Raw genomic sequence first — 22,627 nt, forward strand, 5'->3', positions numbered from 1 at the left:
GTGAGCGACCGGAATCGGAGCGTGAGGAAGTCGAGGCGGAATTCGGTCTTCCAGCGGGTAGCGTCATGAGAGTGACTGAGGAAACGCCGACCAAGACGCGTTCGATGGTCGACTGGTCCCTGGCCGCCTCGACGGGCGCGCTCCTGGTGCGCGGCGGTCCGGTGGTCGACCGCGAAGTGGCCGATGAAGCCGTCGCCGAGCTACGCGAACTGACCAGCGAGGCGGAGGGGCACGTCCGCGAGCTGACCGGGCTCGGGCTCGACCTGCCGCTGCTGCCCGCCGAAGTCGTCGACAGGCCCGGCTGGGTCCGTTCGGCCGCCGCGGGGCTCGACGCGCTCACCGGCCGCGCGCTGCCGGAGGCCCAAGGCGGCCCGCTGGGGCCCGTGCTGGCCGGTGGCGCCGGCGTCCAGACCGGTCTGGTGCTCGCGTTCCTGGCCTCCCGCGTGCTCGGCCAGTACGACCCGTTCGGCGGGCCGGAACGCCAGGGACAGCTCGTGCTCGTCGCGCCGAACGTGGTCGCCGCCCAGCGGGCGATGGACGTGCCGGGGCACGACTTCCGGCTGTGGGTCTGCCTGCACGAATGCACCCACCGGCTGCAGTTCACCGCGGTCACCTGGCTGCGGGACTACTTCGCCGACGAGGTCGAGCGCCTGATCGGCGGGCTCGCCGGCCGGGACGCGGACGGCCTGAGTGATCTGGTCGGCCGCCTGCCCGACACCATCAAGCAGATCGGCAAGGGCAAGGCGGGCGGCGCCGGTCTCGCCGAACTCCTGCAGTCACCGAGCGAACGCGCGGTGTTCGACAGGCTCCTCGCCCTCTCCACCTTGCTGGAGGGGCACGCAGACTTCGTGATGGACGCCGTCGGGCCGCGGGTGGTGCCGAGTGTCGAGCTGATCCGGTCACGGTTCACCGCGCGGCGCAAGGGCGGCGGGCTGATCGACCGCGTGCTGCGCAGCCTGCTCGGAGTGGACGCGAAGATGCGCCAGTACGAACAGGGCGCGAAGTTCACGAAGCACGTCGTCGACGCCGTCGGCATGGACGGCTTCAACGCCGTGTGGACGTCGCCGAACACGCTGCCGACCAGGGCCGAGATCACCGATCCGGCGGCCTGGGTGCGGCGCCTGCACGGGTGAGCGGACCGGATCCGGCGATCGCGGCCGTGCGGACGGCCGTGCGGGACTTCCTGGCCGTCTCGGGGAAACCCGACGAGTTGTGCGTCGCCGTTTCAGGCGGCGCGGATTCCCTCGCGCTGACCGAAGCGGCCGCGTTCACCGGCGCCCGGGCGGGGCTGAAGGTACGGGCACTCGTCGTCGATCACGGTCTCCAGGACGGTTCCGCCGAAACCGCCGCCCGGGCCGCGAGCACGGCACGGGAACTGGGCGCCGAAACCGCCGAAGTCCTGAAAGTGCGGGTCGAGGGCGCGGGCGGACCGGAAGCCGCGGCCCGCCGGGCCCGCTACGGCGCCCTGCGCTCGGCACTGAAGGACGGGCACGGTCTCGTCCTCCTCGGCCACACCCTCGACGACCAGGCCGAAACCGTCCTGCTCGGCCTCGGCCGGGGTTCCGGGCCGCGGTCGCTGGCCGGGATGCGGCCGCACGATCCGCCGTGGGGACGGCCGCTGCTCGGCGTCACCCGAGCCACCACCCGGCAGGCCTGCCGGGCGCTCGGCGTCGACCCGTGGCAGGACCCGCACAACGAGGACCCGCGGTTCACGCGTGTCCGGTTACGGACGGAAGTACTGCCCCTTCTGGAGGAGGTGCTGTCCGGCGGTGTCGCGGCCTCGCTCGCCCGCACGGCGGCGCAACTGCGCGAGGACACCGAGGCGTTGGACACACTCGCGGGTGAGGTCCACCTGCGCGCCTTCACCGGGGAAGGGCTCGACGTCGCGGTGCTCGCCACCGAGCCGCCCGCGCTCCGGCGACGCGTCCTCCGCAGGTGGCTGCTGGACTCCGGGGTCCGCGAACTCACCGACGCCCACCTGCGTTCGGTCGACGCGCTGGTGGGGAACTGGCGGGGGCAGGGCGGGGTCTGGCTACCCGGCGACTTGGTGGCCGCGCGGGCACATGGCAGGCTCTCCCTCGAAACACCCCAGTCCACCACCTAGAGGGGATCGTCCTGTGTACGAAGGCGAGATCGCCTCCGTGCTCGTAACCGAGCAGCAGATCAACGAAAAGATCGGCGAGCTGGCCGCGCAGGTCGCCGCGGACTATCCGGCCGACGGCCCCGGCGCGGGACAGGGTGACCTCCTGCTCGTCGGCGTGCTCAAGGGCGCGGTGATGTTCATGACCGACTTCGCCAGGGCACTCCCTCTCCCCTCGCAGCTCGAGTTCATGGCGGTCTCGTCCTACGGCTCGGCGACCTCGTCGTCCGGCGTGGTGCGGATCCTCAAGGACCTCGACCGCGACATCGCCGGCCGCGACGTGCTCATCGTCGAGGACATCGTCGACTCCGGGCTCACGCTGTCCTGGCTGCTGAAGAACCTCGCGAGCCGGAACCCGGCCTCGCTCGAGGTCGTTTCGCTCCTGCGCAAGCCGGAGGCGGTCAAGGTCGATGTACCGGTCAAGTACATCGGGTTCGACATTCCCAACGAATTCGTAGTCGGATACGGCCTGGACTACGCGGAGCGTTACCGGGACCTGCCCTACATCGGCACCCTGGATCCGCACGTTTACACGTCCTGAGAACCGCTTGCCCGCTCAGGCGGAAATACGGAACCCTGAGCGCGCCGAACGCGTCATAGGCTGCGATCAAGTGCGTTAACCTATGCGAAGACCTTTGCCACGAATCCGTCGTGGCCTGGCCCGGGGGAAACGGAGAGAGCTCAGATGGGGAACAGCAGCTTGGCGGACGCGAACGCGTTCAAGAACGCCGCGGCCCAGGGCCAGGTCGGGATCGACCCGGACGCGGCCCAGACCGCACTGAACAAGATCCGCACCGGCAAGGACGCCGTCGAGGCGCTGCTCCACCGTGCCGGTGACCTCGGGCAGGCGCCGAAGCTGGGCAACAACCCGGTCGGCAACGCCATCGCCGCGAAGGTCGCGAACCGGGCCGACGGTGGCGGCGACTCGTACACCGCCGCCCTCCAGAACCTTTACCAGCAGTACGAGGCGGCCGAGTCCGGCATCGTCACCGCGATGGCCCGTTACCACGAGATCGACCAGGCCGCGGCCGAGCCGTTCCGGAACGTCTGAGGGGGAGTCAGAAAGCCATGCCACCGAAGCACAGCGCCGACTCTTACGGCGAGAGCAACAGCAGCAGCACCCCGGTCCAGCTCGGCGACAACTCGCAGGCCGCGGGCATCGTCTCGTCCGCCCGCGGTCGTTCGGACGGATTCGAGATCGGCGCCGACCGCGCCATCACGAACCCGCCGAACTGGGAGAGTGCCCCGAGCAGCCAGGACCTGTGGAACCAGGCCAACATCGGCAACGATCCCAGCACCGCGACGTCGATCGGCCAGTCGTGGACCTCGCACGGCAGCAAGCTGAGCCAGGCGTCGAACGACCTCTACAACGCGATCTCCGAACTGGGCGCCGCCTGGATCGGCCAGGGCGCGGCGAGCGCCCAGGGTTCGCTGGTGGCCATCGCGAACTCGGGTTCGCAGGCCTCCGAGGCCGCGAACACGATGGCGGACAGGCTGCAGAAGCAGGCCGACGCGGCCACCAAGGTCAAGCTGATGCCGAAGCCGACCAACTACACCCCTGAAGGCGCACTGGGCCAGGCCCTCGCGGCGGGCCCGGTCGGCATGATCACCGACCAGAAGCCCCTCGCCGACCAGGACAAGGAAGTGCGGGCGGAGCAGGCCAGGTTCCTCGAGGCCTACACCAAGGAGATGAGCGAGGTCGACGGCTCGACTCCGAGCTTCGGCCCCGAATCCCTCGGCATGAAGCCGACGGCCACGCACAACAGCGTCGGGTTCAGCGGTGTCGGCAACGTCGGTGGCGGAGGCCTCAACTCGGGCGCTGTCTCCGGCACCCCGGTCTTCGCCGGCACGCACGGCTACGGCGGCGCGCAGCCGGGTGGCACGGCGCCGGTCGTCCACGCCGGTCCGGACTCGGGCGTGTTCTCGCAGGCCGGCTACAACCCCGCCACCGGGAACCTCCCGGCTTCGGGTGTCGCGCCGGGTGCCGGTGTCGCGTCCGGTGCCGGTGCCCCGATGGCTCCGCACGCCCCGGCGGCGAGCGGCGGCGGCGGGCTCGGCCAGGCGCTCACCGCGGCCGGTCTCGGCGGCGGCCTCGGCTACGCCGGTGCCAAGGCGCTCGGACAGGGCAACAAGTCCGGCGCCAAGGACTCCGACAGCACCGACGCCGCGGCGACCGACAACAAGGCCCCCGCGCAGAGCGCCGCGTCCCAGGCCGTGCCGCAGCAGGGCATCGTGTCCTCCAGCGGCACCATCGGCGGCGGCCCGACCCCGCCGATGCAGGGCATGGGCGGCGGCATGGGCATGGGTGCCCACGGCGCGCAGGCCGAGCAGGAAGAGGAGCACACGCACGCGTCGTTCCTCATCGAGCCGGACCCGGACGACGCCTTCGGCGCCAACGAAGCGACCCCGCCGCCGGTCATCGGTGCCTGGACCGAAGACGACGATCGCTAGAGCGGTTTTCACCGGGCGCGCGGCCGATTCGGCCGCGCGCCCGCTGACTTGTTTGGGGGGCTTGTATGGCGAACGGTGAACTGCTCACCGCGGTCGACCTGGACTTCCTGTGGGAGAGCGCGAACGCCGGAGAGCTGCCGTATCCGCTGCGGCTCCGCTCGCACGGGGCGACCGTCGACGAACGCGGCGCGCTGCGGACGCAGACGCTCCAGTCGCTGAACCAGCGTCGTCTGGCCGACGAGCGCGGGCGTCCCGAACCCCACATCGAAGACTATTTCGGCGTCCTCGCGAGGCCGGATCTGAGTCTGGACTGCGTCCAGCTCAACAACCCGAACACCGAACCGCTGCTCGCGGTCGCGTCACTGCTCGGCGGCCAAGGCCTCCTGACGGTGCAGGACCAGCGCGGTTTCCACTTCCACCCCATCGCACAGGACGGCCTCGCGAGCGCGATCGTCTCCCTCCTGCCGCCGGGTTCGCGCGGCACGGAGAAGTCGATCACCCTCCCGCTGGACGGCCTCGTCGGCGCTTCGGGGGCGGACTTCCTCCAGCGTCGTCAGCCGCAGGTGGACGGTTCGGCGACGTCCGACGAGGACCGCAAGGCGCTTTCGCGGCTCCAGGCGCAGCCGCGGCTTCGCGGTGGCCAGTTCGGCGCCAACGCGCGCAGCAAACACGGCACGCGGAGCCGGTCTTCGGTGCTGAGCTGGTTCGACACGCAGTCCGGCCGGTACTTCACGCAGGCCACCCGCGGTTCCGACGGCCGGGACTGGATCACCATCGCGCCCGCGGATCCGGCGACGCTGCGACAGCGGCTCACGGAACTGCTGGGGAAGATCGCTTCCGAGGCTTCTCCCGCGCGCTGATCGGCTACCGCGCGTGAGGGCTGAAACTGACACTTTCCGCATCCAGCCGATGACTGTCGTACCCCTTCGCTATCGTGAACCCTCTGGGTGTCCCGAGGCCCAGAAGTCAAGGTGCCGGGAGGGCACGGAGCGATGCATCAGGAACACTTCACGCCGATGGCGTTCGACTTCCTCTGGGAGTCCGCCGAGCTCGGCGACCTGCCTTATCCGCTGCGCCTGCGTTCGCACGGCGCGACCGAGGGCGAGCGCCGCGCGCTGCGCAACCGCGTCGACGCCGAACTCCAGGCCCGCGGCATCCGCGACGACAGGGGAAGGCTCGAGCGGAGGATCGAGGACTGGCTGTATCTCCTCGCCCGCGGCTCGCTGACCATCGACGCGCTGCACATCCCCGATTTCCAGGTCCCGACGATCGCCCTGCTCGGCGCCACCGACGGCCGTGACGGGGTGATCGCCATCCAGGACCAGTTCGGGTTCTGGCTGCGCGAGGCGCCCGCCGACGGGCTCCCGACAGCGGTCGTCGACCTGCTGCCCCCGGGGCACCGCGGCTCGGAAGCGTCCATCACGCTGCCGATCGACGACGCCCGCCGCACCGAGCCGATCCGGGGCGCCGTCAACCCGACGAAGCAGGCCGAGGAGCCCGAAGCGGCGAAGGTCCGTCGCAAGGAGAAGTCCCGAGTCTCACTCAGTGAACGCGTCACGGCGGATCCGCGCGAGGCGTTCGGCAAGCTCACCGGCCAGCCGCGGCTGCGCGGCGGTCAGCTCGCCGCGAACAGCCGGTCCCACGTCGGCGCCAAGCAGCGGTCCCGCGTCCTCGGCTGGTTCGACACCGCCAGCGGGCGCTACCTCAGCACGTCACAGGCCGGTCCGGACGGACGCGAGTGGGTCACCGTCTCACCCGCCGACGTCAAGACACTGCGCATGCGACTGGGCGAAATGGCCGCCGGTGTGGCGGTCGACACACGTTAGGGTGGCCCACGCGCTCACGCTCCGGGAACCCTCGCGAGGCGTCCGCCGTTGACGTCCGAGAGGCTCACCACCCTCGTCCGTCCAGGCGGGCGGTATCCTGAGGGGCGGGTGTCGGAGCACCATGGGTCGTCAAGATCGTGATGGCGGGTAACAGCAGGAGCCGCCCAACCAGGAAGGGTCGAGGCCACCAGGGCCGAGTCGTATGAACCGGAAGAGCGTGCTCAAGAACCCAGTGCTCTGGATTCTCGCGGCGGTACTGGCGTTTCTCGCCTACAACACGATCTTCGACAGTGATCGTGGCTATACCCAGGTGCCGATCTCGATCGCGAATCAGCAGATCACCGCGAACAACATCAAGGAAGCCTCGCAAGAGGACAAGGAGCAGCAGGTCAAGCTGCTGCTGAACAAGAAGATCGAGGTCGAAGGCCAGCAGGTCGACCAGATCATCGCGCAGTATCCGGCGAACGTCGCGGGCACCATCTACGGGCAGCTCATCGGCCTCAAGAGCGGTGACAACCCGGTCAAGTTCACCACCAAGGTCACCCAGCAGAACGTCCTCACCCAGATCCTGATCTTCGCCATTCCGCTGGCGCTGGTGCTGGGCCTGCTGATGTGGATGATGAACAACGCGCAGGGCGGCGGGAACCGCGTCCTCAACTTCGGCAAGTCGAAGGCCAAACAGCTCAACAAGGACATGCCCAAGACGACCTTCGGGGACGTCGCGGGCGCCGACGAGGCCGTCGAAGAGCTGTACGAGATCAAGGACTTCCTGCAGAACCCGGCGCGATATCAGGCTCTCGGCGCGAAGATCCCCAAGGGCGTACTGCTCTACGGGCCGCCCGGTACCGGTAAGACGCTGCTCGCGCGAGCCGTCGCCGGCGAGGCGGGCGTGCCGTTCTACACGATCTCCGGTTCGGACTTCGTCGAGATGTTCGTCGGTGTCGGCGCCTCGCGGGTCCGCGACCTGTTCGAGCAGGCCAAGCAGAACGCGCCCTGCATCATCTTCGTCGACGAGATCGACGCGGTCGGCCGCCAGCGCGGCGCCGGCCTCGGCGGCGGCCACGACGAACGTGAGCAGACGCTGAACCAGCTCCTCGTCGAGATGGACGGCTTCGACGCGCGCGGCGGCATCATCCTGATCGCCGCGACCAACCGTCCCGACATCCTCGACCCGGCGCTGCTGCGTCCCGGCCGGTTCGACCGCCAGATCCCGGTGTCCGCACCGGACATGCGCGGCCGCAAGGCGATCCTCGAGGTGCACGCCAAGGGCAAGCCCATCGCGCAGGGCACCGACCTGAGCAGCCTCGCCAAGCGGACCGTCGGCATGTCCGGCGCCGACCTGGCGAACGTGCTCAACGAGGCCGCGCTGCTCACCGCCCGCCAGAACGGGCACGTGATCAACGACGCCGCGCTGGAGGAGTCGGTCGACCGCGTCGTCGGCGGCCCCGCCCGCAAGAGCCGGATCATCTCCGAGAAGGAGAAGAAGATCACGGCCTACCACGAGGGCGGGCACGCGCTCGCCGCGTGGGCGATGCCGGACATCGAGCCGGTCTACAAGCTGACGATCCTGCCGCGCGGGCGCACCGGCGGTCACGCCCTGCTCGTCCCGGAGGACGACAAGGAGTTGATGACCCGCTCGGAGATGATCGGGCGCCTGGTCTTCGCGATGGGCGGCCGGACGGCGGAGGAGCTCGTCTTCCACGAGCCCACCACCGGTGCTTCTTCCGACATCGAGCAGGCGACCAAGATCGCCCGCGCGATGGTCACCGAATACGGCATGAGCGCCCGGCTCGGCGCCGTCAAGTACGGCCAGGAGCAGGGCGACCCGTTCCTCGGCCGCTCGGCGGGCCGCCAGGCGGACTACTCGCTGGAGGTCGCGCACGAGATCGACGAGGAGGTGCGCAAGCTCATCGAGACCGCGCACACCGAGGCGTGGCACGTGCTGAGCACCTACCGTGACGTGCTGGACGAGCTGGTCATCGAGCTCCTCGAGAAGGAGACGCTGACCCGCAAGGACCTCGAGCGGATCTTCGCGACCGTCGAGAAGCGCCCGCACATCACCATCTTCAACGAGTTCGGTGACCGGAAGCCGTCCGACAAGCCGCCGATCAAGACCCCCGGCGAGCTGGCGATGGAGCGCGGCGAGCCCTGGCCCCCGCCGGAGGAGAAGAAGGAGCAGCCGGTCCTGCAGCCGGCGCCGACCCCGGTCGGTACCGCGCAGGGTGGCGGCGACCTTCCCGGTGGCCCGCCGTACGCGGCCCCGGTCCCGCCGCCGGACCCGAACGCCAACCCCTACGCTCCGCCGCAGCCGGGCGCCTACCCCAACGGCGGCCGCCCGAACGGTGGGCCGAACGGCACCGGCCACTGGCCCCAGGCATATGGTGGGCAGCAGCCGGGCGGTCCGGCAGGCGGTTACCAGGGTGGGCCCGTTGGCGGCCCGCCGAACTACGGGGCTCCTCCCGGATGGACCCCGGCGACCCAGCCGGGCGGACAGCCGAACCAGCCCTGGCGTCCCGCCGAAGATCGCCCGCGTGACACCTGGTTCGGCGGCGAGCCGGGCCAGCCTGGCGGTCAGCAGGACGAAGGACAGCAACGGCGTGACGACGGACAGGACGACACCAAGCGTTAACGGCGAAAGCCCGGTCTTCGACCAAGACCGGGCCGAGAAAGCCGTACGCGAACTCCTGCTCGCCTGTGGTGAGGACCCGGACCGGGACGGTCTCTTGGAGACCCCGGCCCGGGTCGCTCGCGCTTACCGGGAAATGTTCGCCGGGCTCTACACCGAGCCGGACCACGTCCTGGACCGCACGTTCGACGAGGCGCACGAAGAACTCGTCCTCGTGACGGACATCCCGATGTTCAGCACCTGTGAACACCATCTGCTGTCCTTCCACGGTGTCGCCCACGTCGGCTACATCCCGAACAGCCACGGCAAGGTCACCGGCCTCTCCAAACTGGCCCGCCTCGTCGACCTCTACGCCAAGCGCCCGCAGGTCCAGGAGCGCATCACGTCCCAGGTCGCCGACGCACTCGTACGCAAGCTCAAGCCCCGCGGCGTGATCGTCGTGGTCGAGGCCGAGCATCTCTGCATGGCCATGCGCGGCATCCGCAAGCCCGGCGCCCGGACGACGACGTCGGCCGTGCGCGGTCTGCTGCAGTCTTCGGCGTCCTCGCGGGCGGAGGCGCTGGACCTGATCAAGGGCCGTCGATGACCGCCCTGCCCCGGCCCGGCCGCTGCGCGGTGATGGGCATCCTCAACGTCACGCCCGATTCCTTCTCGGACGGTGGCCGCTACCTCGGCGTCGAGCAGGCGCTGGAGCACGCGCACGAGATGTGGGCGCGCGGCGCGGACCTGATCGACGTCGGCGGGGAGTCGACCCGTCCCGGAGCGTCCCGAGTGGACGCCGAAACCGAGATTTCCCGGGTCATGCCAGTGATCCGCTCACTCGCCGCCGACGGTGTCGCGATGTCGGTGGACACCACTCGCGCCGAGGTCGCTCTCGCCGCCGTCGAGGCGGGCGCGTCCGTCATCAACGACGTCTCCGGCGGGCTGGCCGACCCGAACATGGCGAAGGTCGCCGCCGAGACCGGTGTCCCGTATGTGCTGATGCACTGGCGCGGGCACAGCAAGGACATGAACGCGCTGGCGTCCTATGAGGACGTCGTCGCGGAGGTGCGTGCCGAACTGCTGTCCCGAGTGGACGAAGCCGTCGCCGCCGGTGTCGACGCCCGCGCGATCGTGCTCGACCCCGGGCTCGGTTTCGCGAAGGACGCCGAGCACGACTGGGCGCTGTTGAACGGCCTCGATTCCTTTCTGTCACTGGGGTTCCCGGTTCTCGTCGGCGCCTCGCGCAAACGGTTCCTCGGCCGCCTCCTGTCCGGAAAGGACGGAAAACCCGCCCCGCCGGACGGCCGTGAGAACGCGACCGCGGCCGTGTCCGCGCTCGCCGCCACGGCGGGCGCGTGGGGAGTGCGGGTGCACGAGGTCGGCGCGAGTATCGACGCCGTGACCGTCGCGGCGGCTTGGCGGAAGGGGAGTCCTGTTGTCTGACCGGATCACGTTGACCGGGTTGAGGGTCTTCGGCAGGCACGGGGTCTTCGACCACGAGAAGCGCGACGGGCAGGAGTTCGTCGTCGACATCGTGGTGTGGCTGGACCTCGGCCCGGCCGCCGCGTCCGACGACCTGACCAAGACGCTGCACTACGGCGAACTCGCCGAGCTCGCCGCCGGGATCGTGGCGGGCGAGCCGTACGACCTCATCGAGAGCGTCGCCGGGAAGATCGCCGACGAGGTGCTGCGCGACGAGCGGCTGACCGCCGTCGAGGTGACGGTGCACAAGCCGTCCGCGCCGATCCCGCTGAATTTCGACGACGTCGCGGTCACGGTGCGGCGGGAGCGATGAGCCGCGCGCTGCTTTCGCTCGGTTCGAACCTGGGGGACCGGCTCGCCTTCCTCCAGTCCGCCGTCGACGCCGTGCGGCCCGCGGTCGTCGCGGTGTCGTCCGTCTACGAGACGAAGGCGTGGGGTGTCGAGGACCAGCCGGATTTCCTCAACGCCGTCGTCCTGGTGGACGACCCGGCGCGTGATCACTGGGACTGGCTGCGCACCGGGCAGGCGGCCGAGCAGGCCGCCGAACGCGTGCGCGAGGTCCGGTGGGGGCCGCGCACGCTGGATGTCGACATAGTGACCGTGGACGGGGTGCGCTCCGACGACCCCCAGTTGCTGCTTCCTCATCCCGGCACGCCGGAGCGCGCGAGCGTGCTGATCCCCTGGCTGGAGATCGAGCCCGCCGCGGTGCTCCCCGGCCACGGTCCCGTCGCCGACCTTCTCGCCGCCCGCCCCGCTTCGGACCGCGACTCCGTCCGCTTGACTTCCTTCGTCCTCGCCTGACCTTCCGCGTTTAGTCCTCTGGATGCGGTGGTTCGTGGCGCGAACTACCGCATCCAGAGGACTAAACGAGTCCTGCAGGACCCAGGGTCGTGTCCCGCGAGCCGGGTGGAATGTCGCGAAAGGGGCAGGTGACGTGTCGGTACAGGTGGTCGTGAGTGGCAAGTGGGGTTAGAACGACACTTGCCACTCACGACCCACTCGACCGACGCCCTCCCCAACCCGGTCGCCCGCGTTAGTCCTCACGCGGTAGTTCGCGCCAAGAACCACCGCATCCGGAGGGCGAAACGCGCGGGAGGTGCGGGGCGATAGCAAAGGTCCCTCGCTACCCCAGCGCGGAGCGCAGGGCGGCGACGACCCACTCGGCCTGCGGCATCTGCGAGGGGAACGACGGCCAGCCGTTCATCTTCCCCAGCAGGAACCAGTACCGCTCGGCGCGCGGGTCGTAGCTGATCGCCATCCCGTCGGCCAGCCGCTTCCGCCAGGCCGGATCGGCCGGGTCCCGCCCGTTCCGCGAAGACTGCGCGAAGATCGTCTCCGCCAGTTCCCGGCCTTCGGGCGAGTCCGGCGCGAGGCCGGCTTCGAGCGCTTCGGACGCCTTCGCGCTCCACGCCATCCACAGCTCCTGCTGCTTCTCGCCGAAGTCCGCCCCGTCCTGCTTCCTCAGCTGCGAGTGCCACTCGCTCATCCGGCGGATCGACGCGCGGAACTCCTCGTCCTGCACGAGCTCGGCGAACTCGATCCACGCCTCCAGCTGCTCGGGCGTCGGGTCGTCGGGCAGTTCCGGTTTCGCCGAGCGCATCCGCTCGTAGAACTCCGGATCCAGTTCGAGCCCTTCGACCATGTCCGCCCAGAACTCGTCGAGCAAGCGTTTGCGGTCTTCGTCCGACATCGACGCGAGTTTGTTCATCAGTTCGACCTCCTCCAGTGGTGAGTCCCGTTTGGCCACCGCTCGCAGGACCGCTCGGCGCAGCTCCAGCCGCCGGATCTGCTCGTCCAGGGCGGCGACGTGCTGGACCGCGAGGTCCCCGATGGTCGCTTCCCTGGTCAGCGCCCGCTCCACGTCCGCGAGCCCCAGCCCGAGCTCCCGCAGCGTCCGGACCAGCTCCAGGCGCGCCATCGCGGTGGCGTCGTAGAGGCGGTAGCCGGAATCGGTGCGGTCGGTCGGCGGGAGGAGCCCTTCGTCGGAGTAGAAGCGGATGGTCTTCACCGGCAGGCCGGTCCGTTTGGCCAGCTCCCCGATGGTGAAAACCGCTGCGGTGCCCATATGCTTCATCGTCGACTCTCCAGTTGGTGGAGAGTCAAGCCTGCCAGGTAGCGTTGGACCATGCACTTCACCCGGCCACGCGAGCTGGCGGTGGCCGGCCTCCTGGGTTTGGTCCTGGCCTATCTGCTCTTCCAGGTCGCCTACGGATCCATTCCCGCGCTTCCGCTGTTCGCCGGAATCACGCTGCTCGTCCTCGCGCTCTGCGAGGTCGTGCTCGCCTTCATCGTCCGTTCGCGGATCAAGGAGGGCCGGGTGCTGTCCGCGATCTCAGTCGCCCGATCGGTGGCCCTCGCCAAGGCCTCTTCGCTCGCCGGATCCGTCATGACGGGTGTCTGGCTGGCGGCTTTCGCGTATCTTTTTCCGCGACGTGACGAACTCCTCGCGGCGACCGGTGATCTCCGGTCGGCGACGGTCGGGATCGTCAGCTCGGTGGCGCTGGTAGCTGCGGCTTTGTGGCTCGAACACTGCTGCCGGACCCCCGAGGGCAGCGATCGGGACCGCGATCGGAAGCCGACCGGTTAACGCTCGAGAGGCACCGCTCGAAGTACCGACTAGGTCTCGTTCGGATTACTAGAAGGTACGGTGTTGGGCATGACCGGGGTGGGTGACGACTCGCGCGGCCGCCTTGCGGGTAGGCCGTGGCTTGTCGTCGGCTTGGTTCTCGCCGTCGGCGCGACTCTCGCATTGGTGCTTTCCGACGACCTCCGCTTCTTGCGGCTGGGCATCGTCGCGGCGCTGTGGGCCGCCTTGATCGGCGCGTTCCTGGCGGTCCGCTATCGAAAGCACGTTTCCCACAGCGAGGACGCCGTCGCCGAGGCGCAAGCCGTCTACGAGCTGGAACTGGAACGCGAGATCTCCGCCCGCCGCGAGTTCGAGCTGGAGATGGAAGCGGAGAACAGGCAGGCCGCCGACAGCCGCTCCCAGGATGAGCTCGAAGCGCTCAGAGCCGAGGTGAGCGCTCTGCGCGAGAGCCTCCAGTCGCTCTTCGGCGGTGGTGAGGTCCTCCTCGAACGCGTCGCGCTCACCGCGCAGGCCACCCGGATGCGGTCCCTCGACAACAAACAGCTGATGAGCGCGGGGTCCGAGAACGGCAACGGCAAACCCCAGCTGATGGCGGCCAAGAGCACCACGATCGACGTCGACGAGCGCGAACGCGAGCGCGAGCGCCCGACCGAGATGATCGACCGAGTCCTCGAACCCGCCGCCGCGCGGGCCGGAACCCCGCCCGCCGCCCGCCGCAAGCCGGCGAACGGCCAGGCCAACGGCGCCAACGGATACGGCCAGAACAATCAGGTCCCCCGGCCGAAGCCCGCCGACGAATCGACCCGCCGCAGCATGCGCAAGGCGGACGCCCGCGCCTCGAAGGCGGCGGAGGCGCTCGCCGCCGAGGCCGCCCGTCGCGAGCGGCTCGAGATGTCCAACCCCGGCATGTCGCCCGCCGAGATCTCCCGGCCGATGCCGAGGGTCGACGCCAAACGCAAGACCCCGCCGCCGGTGACCCCGGCCGAGGTGTCCCGCCCGTCGATGCCGGGCGTCTCGCGCGCCGAGGTCTCGCAGCCGTCGATGCCCACCATCGCCCGGCAGCCCCAGCGCCCTGAACCGCAGCGCCCCGAACCGCAGCGTCCGGAACCCCAGCGCCCCGAACCGCAGCGCCGTCCGCAGCAACAGCAGCAGCAGCCCTCGCTGCAGCAGCGCCTCGACGCGGGCACCGTGCAACGTCCTCCCGCCACGCGCCCGGAGGAGCCGACCCGGACGCAGACGCCGCCGGTGAAGCCCGCCGCGCAGGCGAAGCCGGTCAAGAAGGTCGAGCCGGACCGTCCCCGGCCGAATCGCGAGCTCGGCATGACCAGGCCCGGGATGAAGCCGGTCGAACGGTCCCGCCCGGCCGGTGGCACGCCGCCGCCCACGAACAAGCCCGCCGCTCCGGCGGAGCCGATGGAGGCCACCGGCGAGTGGAAGCCGTCCTGGACGCAGGAACGCCCGGTCTCCGACCTGAGCGCCGCGTTCCCCAGGAAGGACGACTTCCAGGACCGGCTGCGCCCCACACCGCCGCCCCAGCCCAAGCCTCAGCCCCAGCAGTCTGCGTCGTTGCCGCGCCCCGAGCCGCGTCGAGACCCGGAGCCCCCGACCCCGCTGTCGATCCCGATCGTGTCCGAGCCGCCTCGCCGTGCCGAGCCCGTGCGGCCGCCGGAGCCCGAACCGGTGCGCCGTCCGGCCGCCGAGGCGCCGTCGCGGCACAGTCCGCCCGTCGAGGAGCCGTCCGCGGTCAACCCGACGCTGCCCGAAGAGGTCCGCTTGACGCAGAACGGGAGCGGCGGACGCCGTCGCCGGGCCGCGGAGGACTCCTCGGTCTCGATCACCCCGGCCCCGAACGTCCCGGAGCCCACCGGAGGTGGCCGTCGCCGCCGTCCGGACGGGGATCCCCCGGCCTGGCAGAGCACCGAATCCGCGGGCGGCCGTCACGGCGGCAGGCGGGCGAAGCCGGAGGACGAAGCGCCGTCCCGTAACGGGTCTTCGCACAGCCGTCCGGAGACTCCCGCCGCCGGCTCCCACGCTTCCGGCCGGTCGGTGATGGACCTGCTCGCCGCCAACGGCGCGAACGAGTCCACTCCGCGGCGCAGGCGGCGTGCCGAAGACTGACCCCGTACCGACGGTAGGGTGACCCGCTGTGAGCGAGCCTTCCTCCCCGGCGCCCGGTCCCGACCGGGCCCGCCGGTCTCGGTCGATCACCGTGCTGCTGCCGGTGCTCGGGCTGATCGCCGTCGCGCTGTGCGGGCTGTTCGTCTTCGGCACGGTGACCGAGAAGGTCGGCCTGCCCGCGGTGACGATCGGTGTGCTCGCGGCGCTCGTCCCGGTCGCCGTGGTGGTCACCGCGTTCCTGTGGGTCGACCGCTGGGAACCGGAACCGCCGAACCTCCTGCTGCTGTCCTTCGTCTGGGGCGCGTGCGTCGCGACGATCATCGCCCTGCTGCTCAACAGCGGTGCCGAGGCCGTCGGTGACCTGCTGCTCGGCAGCGGCGGAGGCGGCAAGATCAGCGGCCTGATCTCGGCGCCGCTGGTCGAAGAGGCCGCGAAGGCCGCCTTCATCCTGTTGCTGTGGTGGCGCCGCCCGAGCGAGTTCGACGGCGTCGTCGACGGGATCGTCTACGCCGGGTTCACCGCGGCGGGGTTCGCCTTCACCGAGAACATCTACTACTTCGGCCGCGCCTTCGCCGAGCACGGCTTCGGGGACGGCACGAGCGCCGGTGTGCTCGCGGCGTTCTTCCTGCGCGGCGTGCTTTCGCCGTTCACGCATCCGCTGTTCGCCGTGATGACCGGGATCGGGCTGGGTGTCGCCGCGAGCACCAAGGTCCGCTCGCTGCGGATCCTGGCGCCGATCGGCGGCTACATCGTCGCCGTGCTGCTGCACGCGCTGTGGAACGGCGCCGCGCTGCTCGGTGGTGCGAAGACCTTCCTGAACGTCTACTTCCTGATCATGGTGCCGCTGTTCATCGGGGTCTTCTCGGTGGTGCTCATGCAGCGCCGCCGCGAGCAGCGGATCGTCGCGGCCGCGTTGCCGATGATGGTCGACGCGCGCTGGATCGCGCCGTCGGAGGTGCCGCTGCTGGCCAGCCTGTCCGGACGGCGGTCGTGGCGGAAACAGGCGCGGAAGCAGTCGGGCCGGGACGCGGCGAAGGCCGTCGGCCGCTACCAGGCCAGCGTGACCGAGCTCGCCTTCCTGAGACGCGGCCGGAAGCTCACCGACGAGGCGAAACAGCGGCAGCGTGAACTACTGCAGGTGCTCAAGACCTCGCGTGCCGAGGCCGTGAGGCTGGCCGACGGTGCCCCGCGAGGGTGACTTCGAACAGGTGAAGCTGGTCACGGGGGCCGTTTCAGACGCGTGCCTGAGGGTTACCCTCGCGCCGTCGTCCGGTACCCGCGACCGCCGAGCGGGACTGGAACGAGTTGAGGAGTTTTCGACCATGAGCGTCCACTGGCGCACGCCATGATGAGGCCCGCTCGCCTGGCCGTGGGCGTCGTGTCCGCCGGCCGGGTCGGCAGCGTCGTCGGCGCCGCCCTCACCAGGGCCGGGCACACCGTCGTCGCCGCGTCGGGTCTTTCCCACGCTTCGGTGCGCCGGGCGGAGCAACTGCTCCCCGACGTGCCCCTCCTGCCGCCCGACGAGGTCGCCCGCCGCGCCGACCTGGTCCTGCTGGCCCTGCCCGACGACGCGCTCGCCGGGATGGTGCGCGGTTTCGTCGCCACCGGCTCGCTGCGCCCGGGTCAGATCGTCGTGCACACCTCCGGGGCACACGGCATCGACGTCCTCGCGCCCGCCGCCGAGGCCGGGGCGCTGCCGCTGGCCCTGCACCCCGTGATGACCTTCACCGGCCGCTCCGAAGACCTCGACAGACTGGCCGCGTGCAGCGTCGGCGTCACAGCCACAGAGGGTGACGAAGCGGCGTGGAACGTCGGCGAAGCGCTGACCGTGGAGATGGGCGCGGAGCCCGTCCGGGTCCCTGACGAAGCGCGAGCGCTCTATCACGCGGCGTTGGCGCATGGCGCGAACCACCTGATGACACTGGTCGCCGACTGCGCGGAACTGTTGCGGGAGGCGGGAATCGCCCAGCCCGAACGCCTGGTGGCTCCGTTGTTGTCGGCGGCGTTGGATAATGTTCTGCGGCACGGGGACCGGGCGCTGACCGGGCCGGTGGCCCGTGGTGATCTCGGCACCGTGCGTAAGCACCTCGCGGTGCTGGCGGAACGTGGCCCCGACATCGCCCCGAGCTATCGAGCGCTGGCCAAGCGCACGCTGGCGCGCGGCGACGCCGCCGGGCTCCTGGACGCCTCGGCCGCCGCCGAACTCACCGAACTCCTCAGTGATCCCGCAGACCCCGCAGATCCCGCCGAAGGGCAGCAAAACCAGTGAGCACACCGAAATTCGCCCGAGGCACGCTGCACACCTTCCAGCCGCCGGAGCAGGTCAGCCAGGTGACGCGGGCCCTGCACGGGGTCGGTCGCAAGGTCGCGCTGGTACCCACGATGGGCGCCCTGCACGCGGGGCACCGCGAGCTGATCCGCCGGGCGAAGCGCCTGCCGAACACCGTCGTCGCGACGTCGATCTTCGTGAACCCCCTGCAGTTCGGGGAGGGCGAGGACTTCGAGGCGTACCCGCGTCCGCTGGACAAGGACCTCGAGGTGCTGAAGGAGGACGGCGTCGAGCTGGGCTTCCTGCCCAAGGCGTCGGATCTGTATCCCGACGGTGCCACCGTCACGGTGCACCCCGGCGAGCTCGGCGACGAGCTGGAAGGGGCGGTCCGGCCGGGGCATTTCGCCGGCGTGCTGACCGTGGTGGCGAAACTGTTCAACATCGTGCGGCCGGACTACGCCTTCTTCGGGGAGAAGGACTACCAGCAGCTGGTGCTGATCAAGAAGATGGTGCGTGACCTGAACTTCGAAACCCGGGTCATCGGGGTGCCGACGGTCAGGGAACGCGACGGGCTGGCGTTGTCCTCGCGCAACGTCTACCTGACCCCTGAACAGCGCGAGGACGCGATCGTGTTGTCGGCGGCACTCACCGCGGGTGCCTTCGTCGGACGCGACGGCGCGGAAGCCGTGCTGGCGACCGCCAGGCAGACCCTCGCCGCGCGTCCCGCGGTCGAGATCGACTATCTGGAATTGAGGGGAACCGACCTCGGGCCCGCGCCCGTCGACGGTGAAGCGCGGTTGCTGATCGCGGCCCGGGTGGGGAGTACCCGGCTGATCGACAACGTCGGTGTGGTGCTCGGTGCTGCCGCGGACCATCCGGAACACGCGCTGGACGCAGGGGAATAGGGAGAGTCCACGATGTACCGCACCATGCTGAAATCGAAGATCCACCGGGCGACCGTGACCCAGGCGGATCTGCACTACGTCGGCTCGGTGACCGTCGACGAGGACCTGATGGACGCGGCGGATCTGCTGCCGGGCGAACAGGTGTCCATTGTGGACGTCACCAACGGCGCGCGGCTCGAGACCTACGTGATCGCCGGCGAACGCGGCAGCGGGGTGCTCGGCATCAACGGCGCCGCGGCGCATCTGGTGCACCCCGGTGACCTGGTGATCCTGATTTCGTACGCGCAGATGGAGAACGCCGAGGCGGCCGCGTTCCGGCCGCGGGTCGTCTTCGTCGACGCGGACAACCGGATCGTCGAGAAGGGCGGCAACCCCGGGCACGCGCCCGAGGGGTCCGGACTGTTGAGCGGCACCGTGACGCTGGCCGACGACGACACGATGACCTTCCCGGTCGCCGAAACCGCCGACGCCCGCCGTCTCGACGCGCTGCTGCACGCCGAAAGCTGAGTCCTTGCTGCTCACGGTCGACGTCGGCAACACCAATATCGTGCTGGGCCTCTACTCCGGCCATGAGCTGGCCGGAGACTGGCGCATGCGCACCGACGCGCGGATCACCGCCGACGAGCTCGCGCTCACCATGCGCGGGCTCCTCGGCCCGCACGCCGACGCGGTCACCGGGATCAGCGCGCTGTCGACGGTTCCCGCCGTACTGCGGGAACTGCGCGTCATGCTTTCGCGGTACTACGGCAGGCTGCCGAAGATCGTCATCGAGCCGGGGGTGCGCACCGGTGTGCCGCTCCTGGTCGACAACCCCAAGGAGGTGGGCGCGGACAGGCTGGTGAACACCCTGGCCGCGCACCATCTGCACCCCACCACCGCCTGCGTGGTGGTGGATTTCGGCACTTCGACCAATGTGGACGCCATCTCCGCCAAGGGCGAGTTCCTCGGCGGCGCGTTCGCGCCCGGCATCGAGATCTCGGTCGACGCCCTGGCCGCACGGGCCGCGGCGCTGCGCAAGGTGGAGCTGGTGCCGCCCCGGTCGGTGATCGGGAAGAACACCGTGGAATGCCTGCAGTCCGGCATCCTCTACGGGTTCGCCGGCCAGGTCGACGGCCTGGTGAAACGGATCAAACGCGAGCTGTCACCGGGCGGGGTGGACCCGGTCGCGGTGATCGCGACCGGCGGCCTGGCGCCGCTCGTGCTGGAGGAGTCGGAGACGATCACCGAGCACGTGCCGGATCTGACGCTGCTGGGCCTGCGGCTGGTCTACGAACGCAACCACGCCACGTCACGTCCGTGATCGAACACCGATCACGCGAGTCACGGCATCCTGCCCCGGGCAGACCCCAGTCGGTCACCGCTTGCGGGCCCGGAAGACCGTGGTGGTGATCGGCAGGTCGAATTCCCCCGAGGCGGTTTCCGGGTTCCGGTCGAGGAATTCCCGCGCCGTGCGAAGTTTGGCTTCACGTTCTTCCGGCGTGGCCACCAGCATGTGCGAATGGGTGGCGAAAGTCGCCACCAGCGATTCCGCCGTCCTGGGTTGTTTGTGACCGAAAGTCTTCTTCTCGAACGGCTCGAAGGCCTCGTGTTCGAGCAGCGACCGGTAGTCGTTCAGCCAGCGCCTGCTCACCGAGGTCTTGATCAGCGTGTTCAGCTCCACCAGCCAGCCCGCCGATTCGTCGTCGTGGTTCCACAGGGCGGCGACGACTCCGCCTGGTTTCAGCACCCTGGCGATCTCCGGGTAGGCCCGGTCGAGATCGAACCAGTGGAAGGCCTGGCCCGCGACCACGGCGTCCACGGAGTCGTCCGGCAGCGGGATCCGCTCGGCCGTCCCGATGAGCGGGGCGACGGCGGGGAGTGTCTTGGTGAGTTCTTCGAGCATTTTGGCGTCCGGTTCGACCGCGGTGACCGTGACGCCCAGCGCGAGCAGGCCCTCGCTGACCTTGCCGGTTCCCGCCGCGAGGTCGAGGACTCGTTCCGGTGTTCCCTTCGCGCCTGCCAGCGCCCAGGCCAGTGCCTTTTCCGGATAGTCGGGCCGGTGCGCGCCATAGGCGGCGGCCTCCGCGCCGAACGAGGCGGCGCGGCGTGCGTGCAGTTCGGGTTCGATGCCGGGAGTGGATGAGTTCACACGATCCAGGTTAATGGAGAGAAAACCCGACGGCCCGGATGCGGAAAGGTAATCCGGTTGGCGTAGGGAAGGGGCGGGTTCGTACGCTGTGCGCATGACTGAAATCCCCGCATCCGAGGGCGTGAGCCCCGACGAAGACCTGCCGGAACAGATGCGGGTGCGCCGGGACAAGCGCGACCGGATAATCGCGGAGGGTATCGATCCGTATCCGGTCGAGGTGCCCCGGACGCACTCGCTGGCCGAAGTGCGGGCGAAGCATTCCGACCTTCCTGTCGACACGGCCACCGGCGAGATCGTGGGCGTCACCGGCCGGGTCATGTTCATGCGCAATACCGGCAAACTGTGTTTCGCGAGTCTTCGTGAAGGCGACGGCACCGAGTTGCAGGCGATGATCAGCCTCGCGAAGGTGGGCGCGGAGGCACTCGCGGCGTGGAAGTCCGATGTCGATCTCGGTGATCACGTATTCGTCGAAGGCGAGGTCATCACGTCCAAGCGCGGTGAGCTTTCCGTGATGGCCGACTCCTGGCGGATCACGTCGAAAGCATTGCGTCCGTTGCCGGTGATGTACAAAGAGCTGGCCGAGGAAACGCGGATCCGGCAGCGTTATGTCGATCTGATCGTGCGTCCCAAGGCCCGGGACGTGGTCCGTACCCGCGCCGGTGTGCTGCGTTCCCTGCGTGACTCGTTTCACGGTCGAGGATTCCTCGAGGTCGAGACCCCGATGCTGCAAACGCTGCACGGCGGTGCGGCGGCGCGGCCATTCGTCACGCATTCGAATGCCTTCGACCTCGATCTGTACCTGAGGATCGCTCCCGAGCTCTACCTCAAGCGTTGCGTGGTAGGCGGTATCGAGAAGGTCTTCGAGATCAACCGGAACTTCCGGAACGAGGGCAGCGACTCGTCCCACTCGCCCGAGTTCGCCATGCTGGAGTACTACGAAGCGTATGCGACCTATGACTCCAACGCGGTGATGACGCGTCAGCTCATCCAGGAGGCGGCGCAGAACGTTCTCGGTACCCAGGTGGCCACTCTCGCCGACGGTTCGGAGTACGACCTGTCCGGCGAGTGGACCACACTCGGAATGTACGAGTCGTTGTCCGAGGCGTTGTCGGAAGAGGTCACTCCCGAGACATCGGCGGACAAGCTGCGTTCCTATGCCGAAGCGCGAGGCCTGGAGCTCGACCCAAAGTTAGGCCACGGCAAACTCATCGAAGAACTTTGGGAACATCTCGTCGGCGATCATCTCCACGAACCTACTTTTGTCCGTGATTTTCCGGTCGAGACATCCCCGCTGACCAGGCAACATCGCAGCAAGGCCGGGGTTGCCGAGAAGTGGGATCTGTACGTGCGCGGATTCGAACTCGCCACGGGATACTCCGAGCTGGTCGATCCCGTGGTAGAGCGTCAGCGTCTGGTGGAACAGGCTCGGCTGGGTGCGCAGGGTGATAGTGAGGCCATGAACCTGGATGAGGATTTCCTCCGTGCGCTGGAGTACGGAATGCCGCCGAGCGGTGGTGTCGGAATGGGGATCGACAGGTTGCTGATGGCGCTGACCGGCCTTGGTATCCGGGAGACCATCCTGTTCCCGCTCGTCCGACCGGAATAACCCGTCCGCGTGACAGATACCTCGATCGTTCTCGTAAACAAGATTTGCGTTATGTCTCGGTAGCGGGTATTAATGTCGCTAGACAAAGTCTTCTGTCCGGGGCATGCCCCGTACCAGATCATTCGTGTAAGCCCCCAGCAGGAGGAAACAGATGGCACAGAAGGTGCTCGTCTCGCTCGTCGATGACCTCGATGGCACAGAGGCGGAAGAGACCGTCGAGTTCGGTTTGGACGGTGTGAGCTACCAGATCGACCTTTCCGCGGAAAACGCGGAAGAGCTTCGCGACGCCCTGGCCCAGTATGTGGAGCACGCCCGTCGCGCGGGTGGCCGTAAGCGCACCGCCATTCGTCCGGTCGCCGGCGTGAAGGCCGCCGCCCGCCCCGCGACCGTGGACCGCGAGCAGAACCAGGCCATTCGCGCCTGGGCCCGCAAGAACGGCTTCCAGGTTTCCGACCGTGGACGTATCCCGTCCGAGGTCGTGGAGGCCTACCACAAGAAGAACTGAGG

General features: G+C 69.4%; 23 protein-coding genes. 21 read left to right on the plus strand and 2 right to left on the minus strand.

All coding sequences use genetic code 11. The features are described 5' to 3' along the window. Positions 1-104 precede the first annotated feature (104 nt). The 12 genes from ACFOSH_RS14460 to folK all read left to right on the plus strand — a co-directional run bounded on the left by ACFOSH_RS14460 (position 105) and on the right by folK (position 11,308). The gene (locus tag ACFOSH_RS14460; protein WP_378239540.1) at positions 105-1,133 is read left to right on the plus strand and encodes a zinc-dependent metalloprotease; all 1,029 of its coding nucleotides are present in this window, start codon (positions 105-107) and stop codon (positions 1,131-1,133) included. Continuing rightward, positions 1,130-2,104 carry a tRNA lysidine(34) synthetase TilS gene (gene tilS, locus ACFOSH_RS14465; protein ID WP_378239360.1) on the plus strand — a complete coding sequence of 325 codons (975 nt, stop codon included), beginning with the start codon at positions 1,130-1,132 and terminating at the stop codon, positions 2,102-2,104. Before ACFOSH_RS14460 ends, tilS begins: the two co-directional genes overlap by 4 nt. A gap of 13 nt (positions 2,105-2,117) precedes the next feature. Further along, positions 2,118-2,681, plus strand: a complete 564-nt coding sequence (hpt, locus tag ACFOSH_RS14470; RefSeq protein ID WP_378239361.1) for a hypoxanthine phosphoribosyltransferase — start codon at positions 2,118-2,120, stop codon at positions 2,679-2,681. 144 nt (positions 2,682-2,825) lie between these two features. Then, positions 2,826-3,191 carry a hypothetical protein gene (locus ACFOSH_RS14475; RefSeq protein WP_378239362.1) on the plus strand — a complete coding sequence of 122 codons (366 nt, stop codon included), beginning with the start codon at positions 2,826-2,828 and terminating at the stop codon, positions 3,189-3,191. 17 nt (positions 3,192-3,208) lie between these two features. Further along, complete coding sequence (locus ACFOSH_RS14480) at positions 3,209-4,591, plus strand: WXG100 family type VII secretion target (protein WP_378239363.1); 1,383 nt, start codon at positions 3,209-3,211, stop codon at positions 4,589-4,591. Positions 4,592-4,656: 65 nt separating this feature from the next. Continuing rightward, the gene (locus tag ACFOSH_RS14485; protein WP_378239364.1) at positions 4,657-5,451 is read left to right on the plus strand and encodes an ESX secretion-associated protein EspG; all 795 of its coding nucleotides are present in this window, start codon (positions 4,657-4,659) and stop codon (positions 5,449-5,451) included. 132 nt (positions 5,452-5,583) lie between these two features. Next, entirely contained in the window at positions 5,584-6,417 is an 834-nt protein-coding gene (locus tag ACFOSH_RS14490) for an ESX secretion-associated protein EspG (protein WP_378239365.1), read from the plus strand. A gap of 202 nt (positions 6,418-6,619) precedes the next feature. Further along, complete coding sequence (gene ftsH, locus ACFOSH_RS14495) at positions 6,620-9,046, plus strand: ATP-dependent zinc metalloprotease FtsH (RefSeq protein ID WP_378239366.1); 2,427 nt, start codon at positions 6,620-6,622, stop codon at positions 9,044-9,046. Beyond that, the gene (gene folE / locus ACFOSH_RS14500; RefSeq protein ID WP_378239367.1) at positions 9,015-9,629 is read left to right on the plus strand and encodes a GTP cyclohydrolase I FolE; all 615 of its coding nucleotides are present in this window, start codon (positions 9,015-9,017) and stop codon (positions 9,627-9,629) included. Before ftsH ends, folE begins: the two co-directional genes overlap by 32 nt. After that, positions 9,626-10,468, plus strand: coding sequence for a dihydropteroate synthase (gene folP / locus ACFOSH_RS14505; RefSeq protein ID WP_378239368.1), 843 nt, complete (start codon positions 9,626-9,628; stop codon positions 10,466-10,468). Before folE ends, folP begins: the two co-directional genes overlap by 4 nt. Next, entirely contained in the window at positions 10,461-10,820 is a 360-nt protein-coding gene (gene folB / locus ACFOSH_RS14510; RefSeq protein ID WP_020632060.1) for a dihydroneopterin aldolase, read from the plus strand. Before folP ends, folB begins: the two co-directional genes overlap by 8 nt. Further along, positions 10,817-11,308, plus strand: coding sequence for a 2-amino-4-hydroxy-6-hydroxymethyldihydropteridine diphosphokinase (folK, locus tag ACFOSH_RS14515; protein ID WP_378239369.1), 492 nt, complete (start codon positions 10,817-10,819; stop codon positions 11,306-11,308). The genes folB and folK overlap by 4 nt, the downstream gene beginning before the upstream one ends. A 322-nt stretch (positions 11,309-11,630) precedes the next feature. On the opposite strand, the gene ACFOSH_RS14520 is transcribed toward folK, so the two are convergent. Next, on the minus strand, positions 11,631-12,572 hold the full coding sequence (locus tag ACFOSH_RS14520) for a MerR family transcriptional regulator (RefSeq protein WP_378239370.1): 942 nt from the start codon (positions 12,570-12,572) through the stop codon (positions 11,631-11,633). Positions 12,573-12,632: 60 nt separating this feature from the next. Between ACFOSH_RS14520 and ACFOSH_RS14525 the strand changes: the two genes are divergently transcribed. The 7 genes from ACFOSH_RS14525 to ACFOSH_RS14555 all read left to right on the plus strand — a co-directional run bounded on the left by ACFOSH_RS14525 (position 12,633) and on the right by ACFOSH_RS14555 (position 19,686). Continuing rightward, positions 12,633-13,094, plus strand: coding sequence for a DUF3180 domain-containing protein (locus tag ACFOSH_RS14525; RefSeq protein WP_378239371.1), 462 nt, complete (start codon positions 12,633-12,635; stop codon positions 13,092-13,094). A 69-nt stretch (positions 13,095-13,163) separates the two neighbouring features. After that, positions 13,164-15,212, plus strand: a complete 2,049-nt coding sequence (locus ACFOSH_RS14530) for a DUF6779 domain-containing protein (RefSeq protein ID WP_378239372.1) — start codon at positions 13,164-13,166, stop codon at positions 15,210-15,212. 28 nt (positions 15,213-15,240) lie between these two features. Beyond that, the gene (locus ACFOSH_RS14535) at positions 15,241-16,410 is read left to right on the plus strand and encodes a PrsW family intramembrane metalloprotease (protein ID WP_378239373.1); all 1,170 of its coding nucleotides are present in this window, start codon (positions 15,241-15,243) and stop codon (positions 16,408-16,410) included. A gap of 135 nt (positions 16,411-16,545) precedes the next feature. Continuing rightward, a complete protein-coding gene (locus tag ACFOSH_RS14540; RefSeq protein WP_378239541.1) occupies positions 16,546-17,481 on the plus strand; it encodes a Rossmann-like and DUF2520 domain-containing protein in 936 nt (311 codons plus the stop codon). After that, positions 17,478-18,386, plus strand: coding sequence for a pantoate--beta-alanine ligase (panC, locus tag ACFOSH_RS14545; protein WP_378239374.1), 909 nt, complete (start codon positions 17,478-17,480; stop codon positions 18,384-18,386). The genes ACFOSH_RS14540 and panC overlap by 4 nt, the downstream gene beginning before the upstream one ends. Positions 18,387-18,398: 12 nt before the next feature. Further along, the gene (panD, locus tag ACFOSH_RS14550; RefSeq protein WP_378239376.1) at positions 18,399-18,893 is read left to right on the plus strand and encodes an aspartate 1-decarboxylase; all 495 of its coding nucleotides are present in this window, start codon (positions 18,399-18,401) and stop codon (positions 18,891-18,893) included. Positions 18,894-18,897: 4 nt separating this feature from the next. Next, on the plus strand, positions 18,898-19,686 hold the full coding sequence (locus ACFOSH_RS14555; protein ID WP_378239378.1) for a type III pantothenate kinase: 789 nt from the start codon (positions 18,898-18,900) through the stop codon (positions 19,684-19,686). 54 nt (positions 19,687-19,740) lie between these two features. Here the strand turns inward: ACFOSH_RS14555 and ACFOSH_RS14560 are convergent, their stop codons facing one another. After that, positions 19,741-20,514, minus strand: coding sequence for a class I SAM-dependent methyltransferase (locus ACFOSH_RS14560; RefSeq protein ID WP_378239379.1), 774 nt, complete (start codon positions 20,512-20,514; stop codon positions 19,741-19,743). Positions 20,515-20,608: 94 nt separating this feature from the next. Here ACFOSH_RS14560 and lysS point away from each other — a divergent pair, with 94 nt between their 5' ends. After that, positions 20,609-22,120, plus strand: a complete 1,512-nt coding sequence (gene lysS, locus ACFOSH_RS14565; RefSeq protein WP_378239381.1) for a lysine--tRNA ligase — start codon at positions 20,609-20,611, stop codon at positions 22,118-22,120. A 151-nt stretch (positions 22,121-22,271) separates the two neighbouring features. After that, positions 22,272-22,625: a histone-like nucleoid-structuring protein Lsr2 gene (locus ACFOSH_RS14570; protein WP_005165380.1), complete on the plus strand. Its 354-nt coding sequence runs from the start codon at positions 22,272-22,274 to the stop codon at positions 22,623-22,625. Positions 22,626-22,627: the final 2 nt, after the last annotated feature.

This window comes from Amycolatopsis speibonae, from assembly GCF_042647925.1.
Lineage (GTDB): Bacteria > Actinomycetota > Actinomycetes > Mycobacteriales > Pseudonocardiaceae > Amycolatopsis > Amycolatopsis speibonae.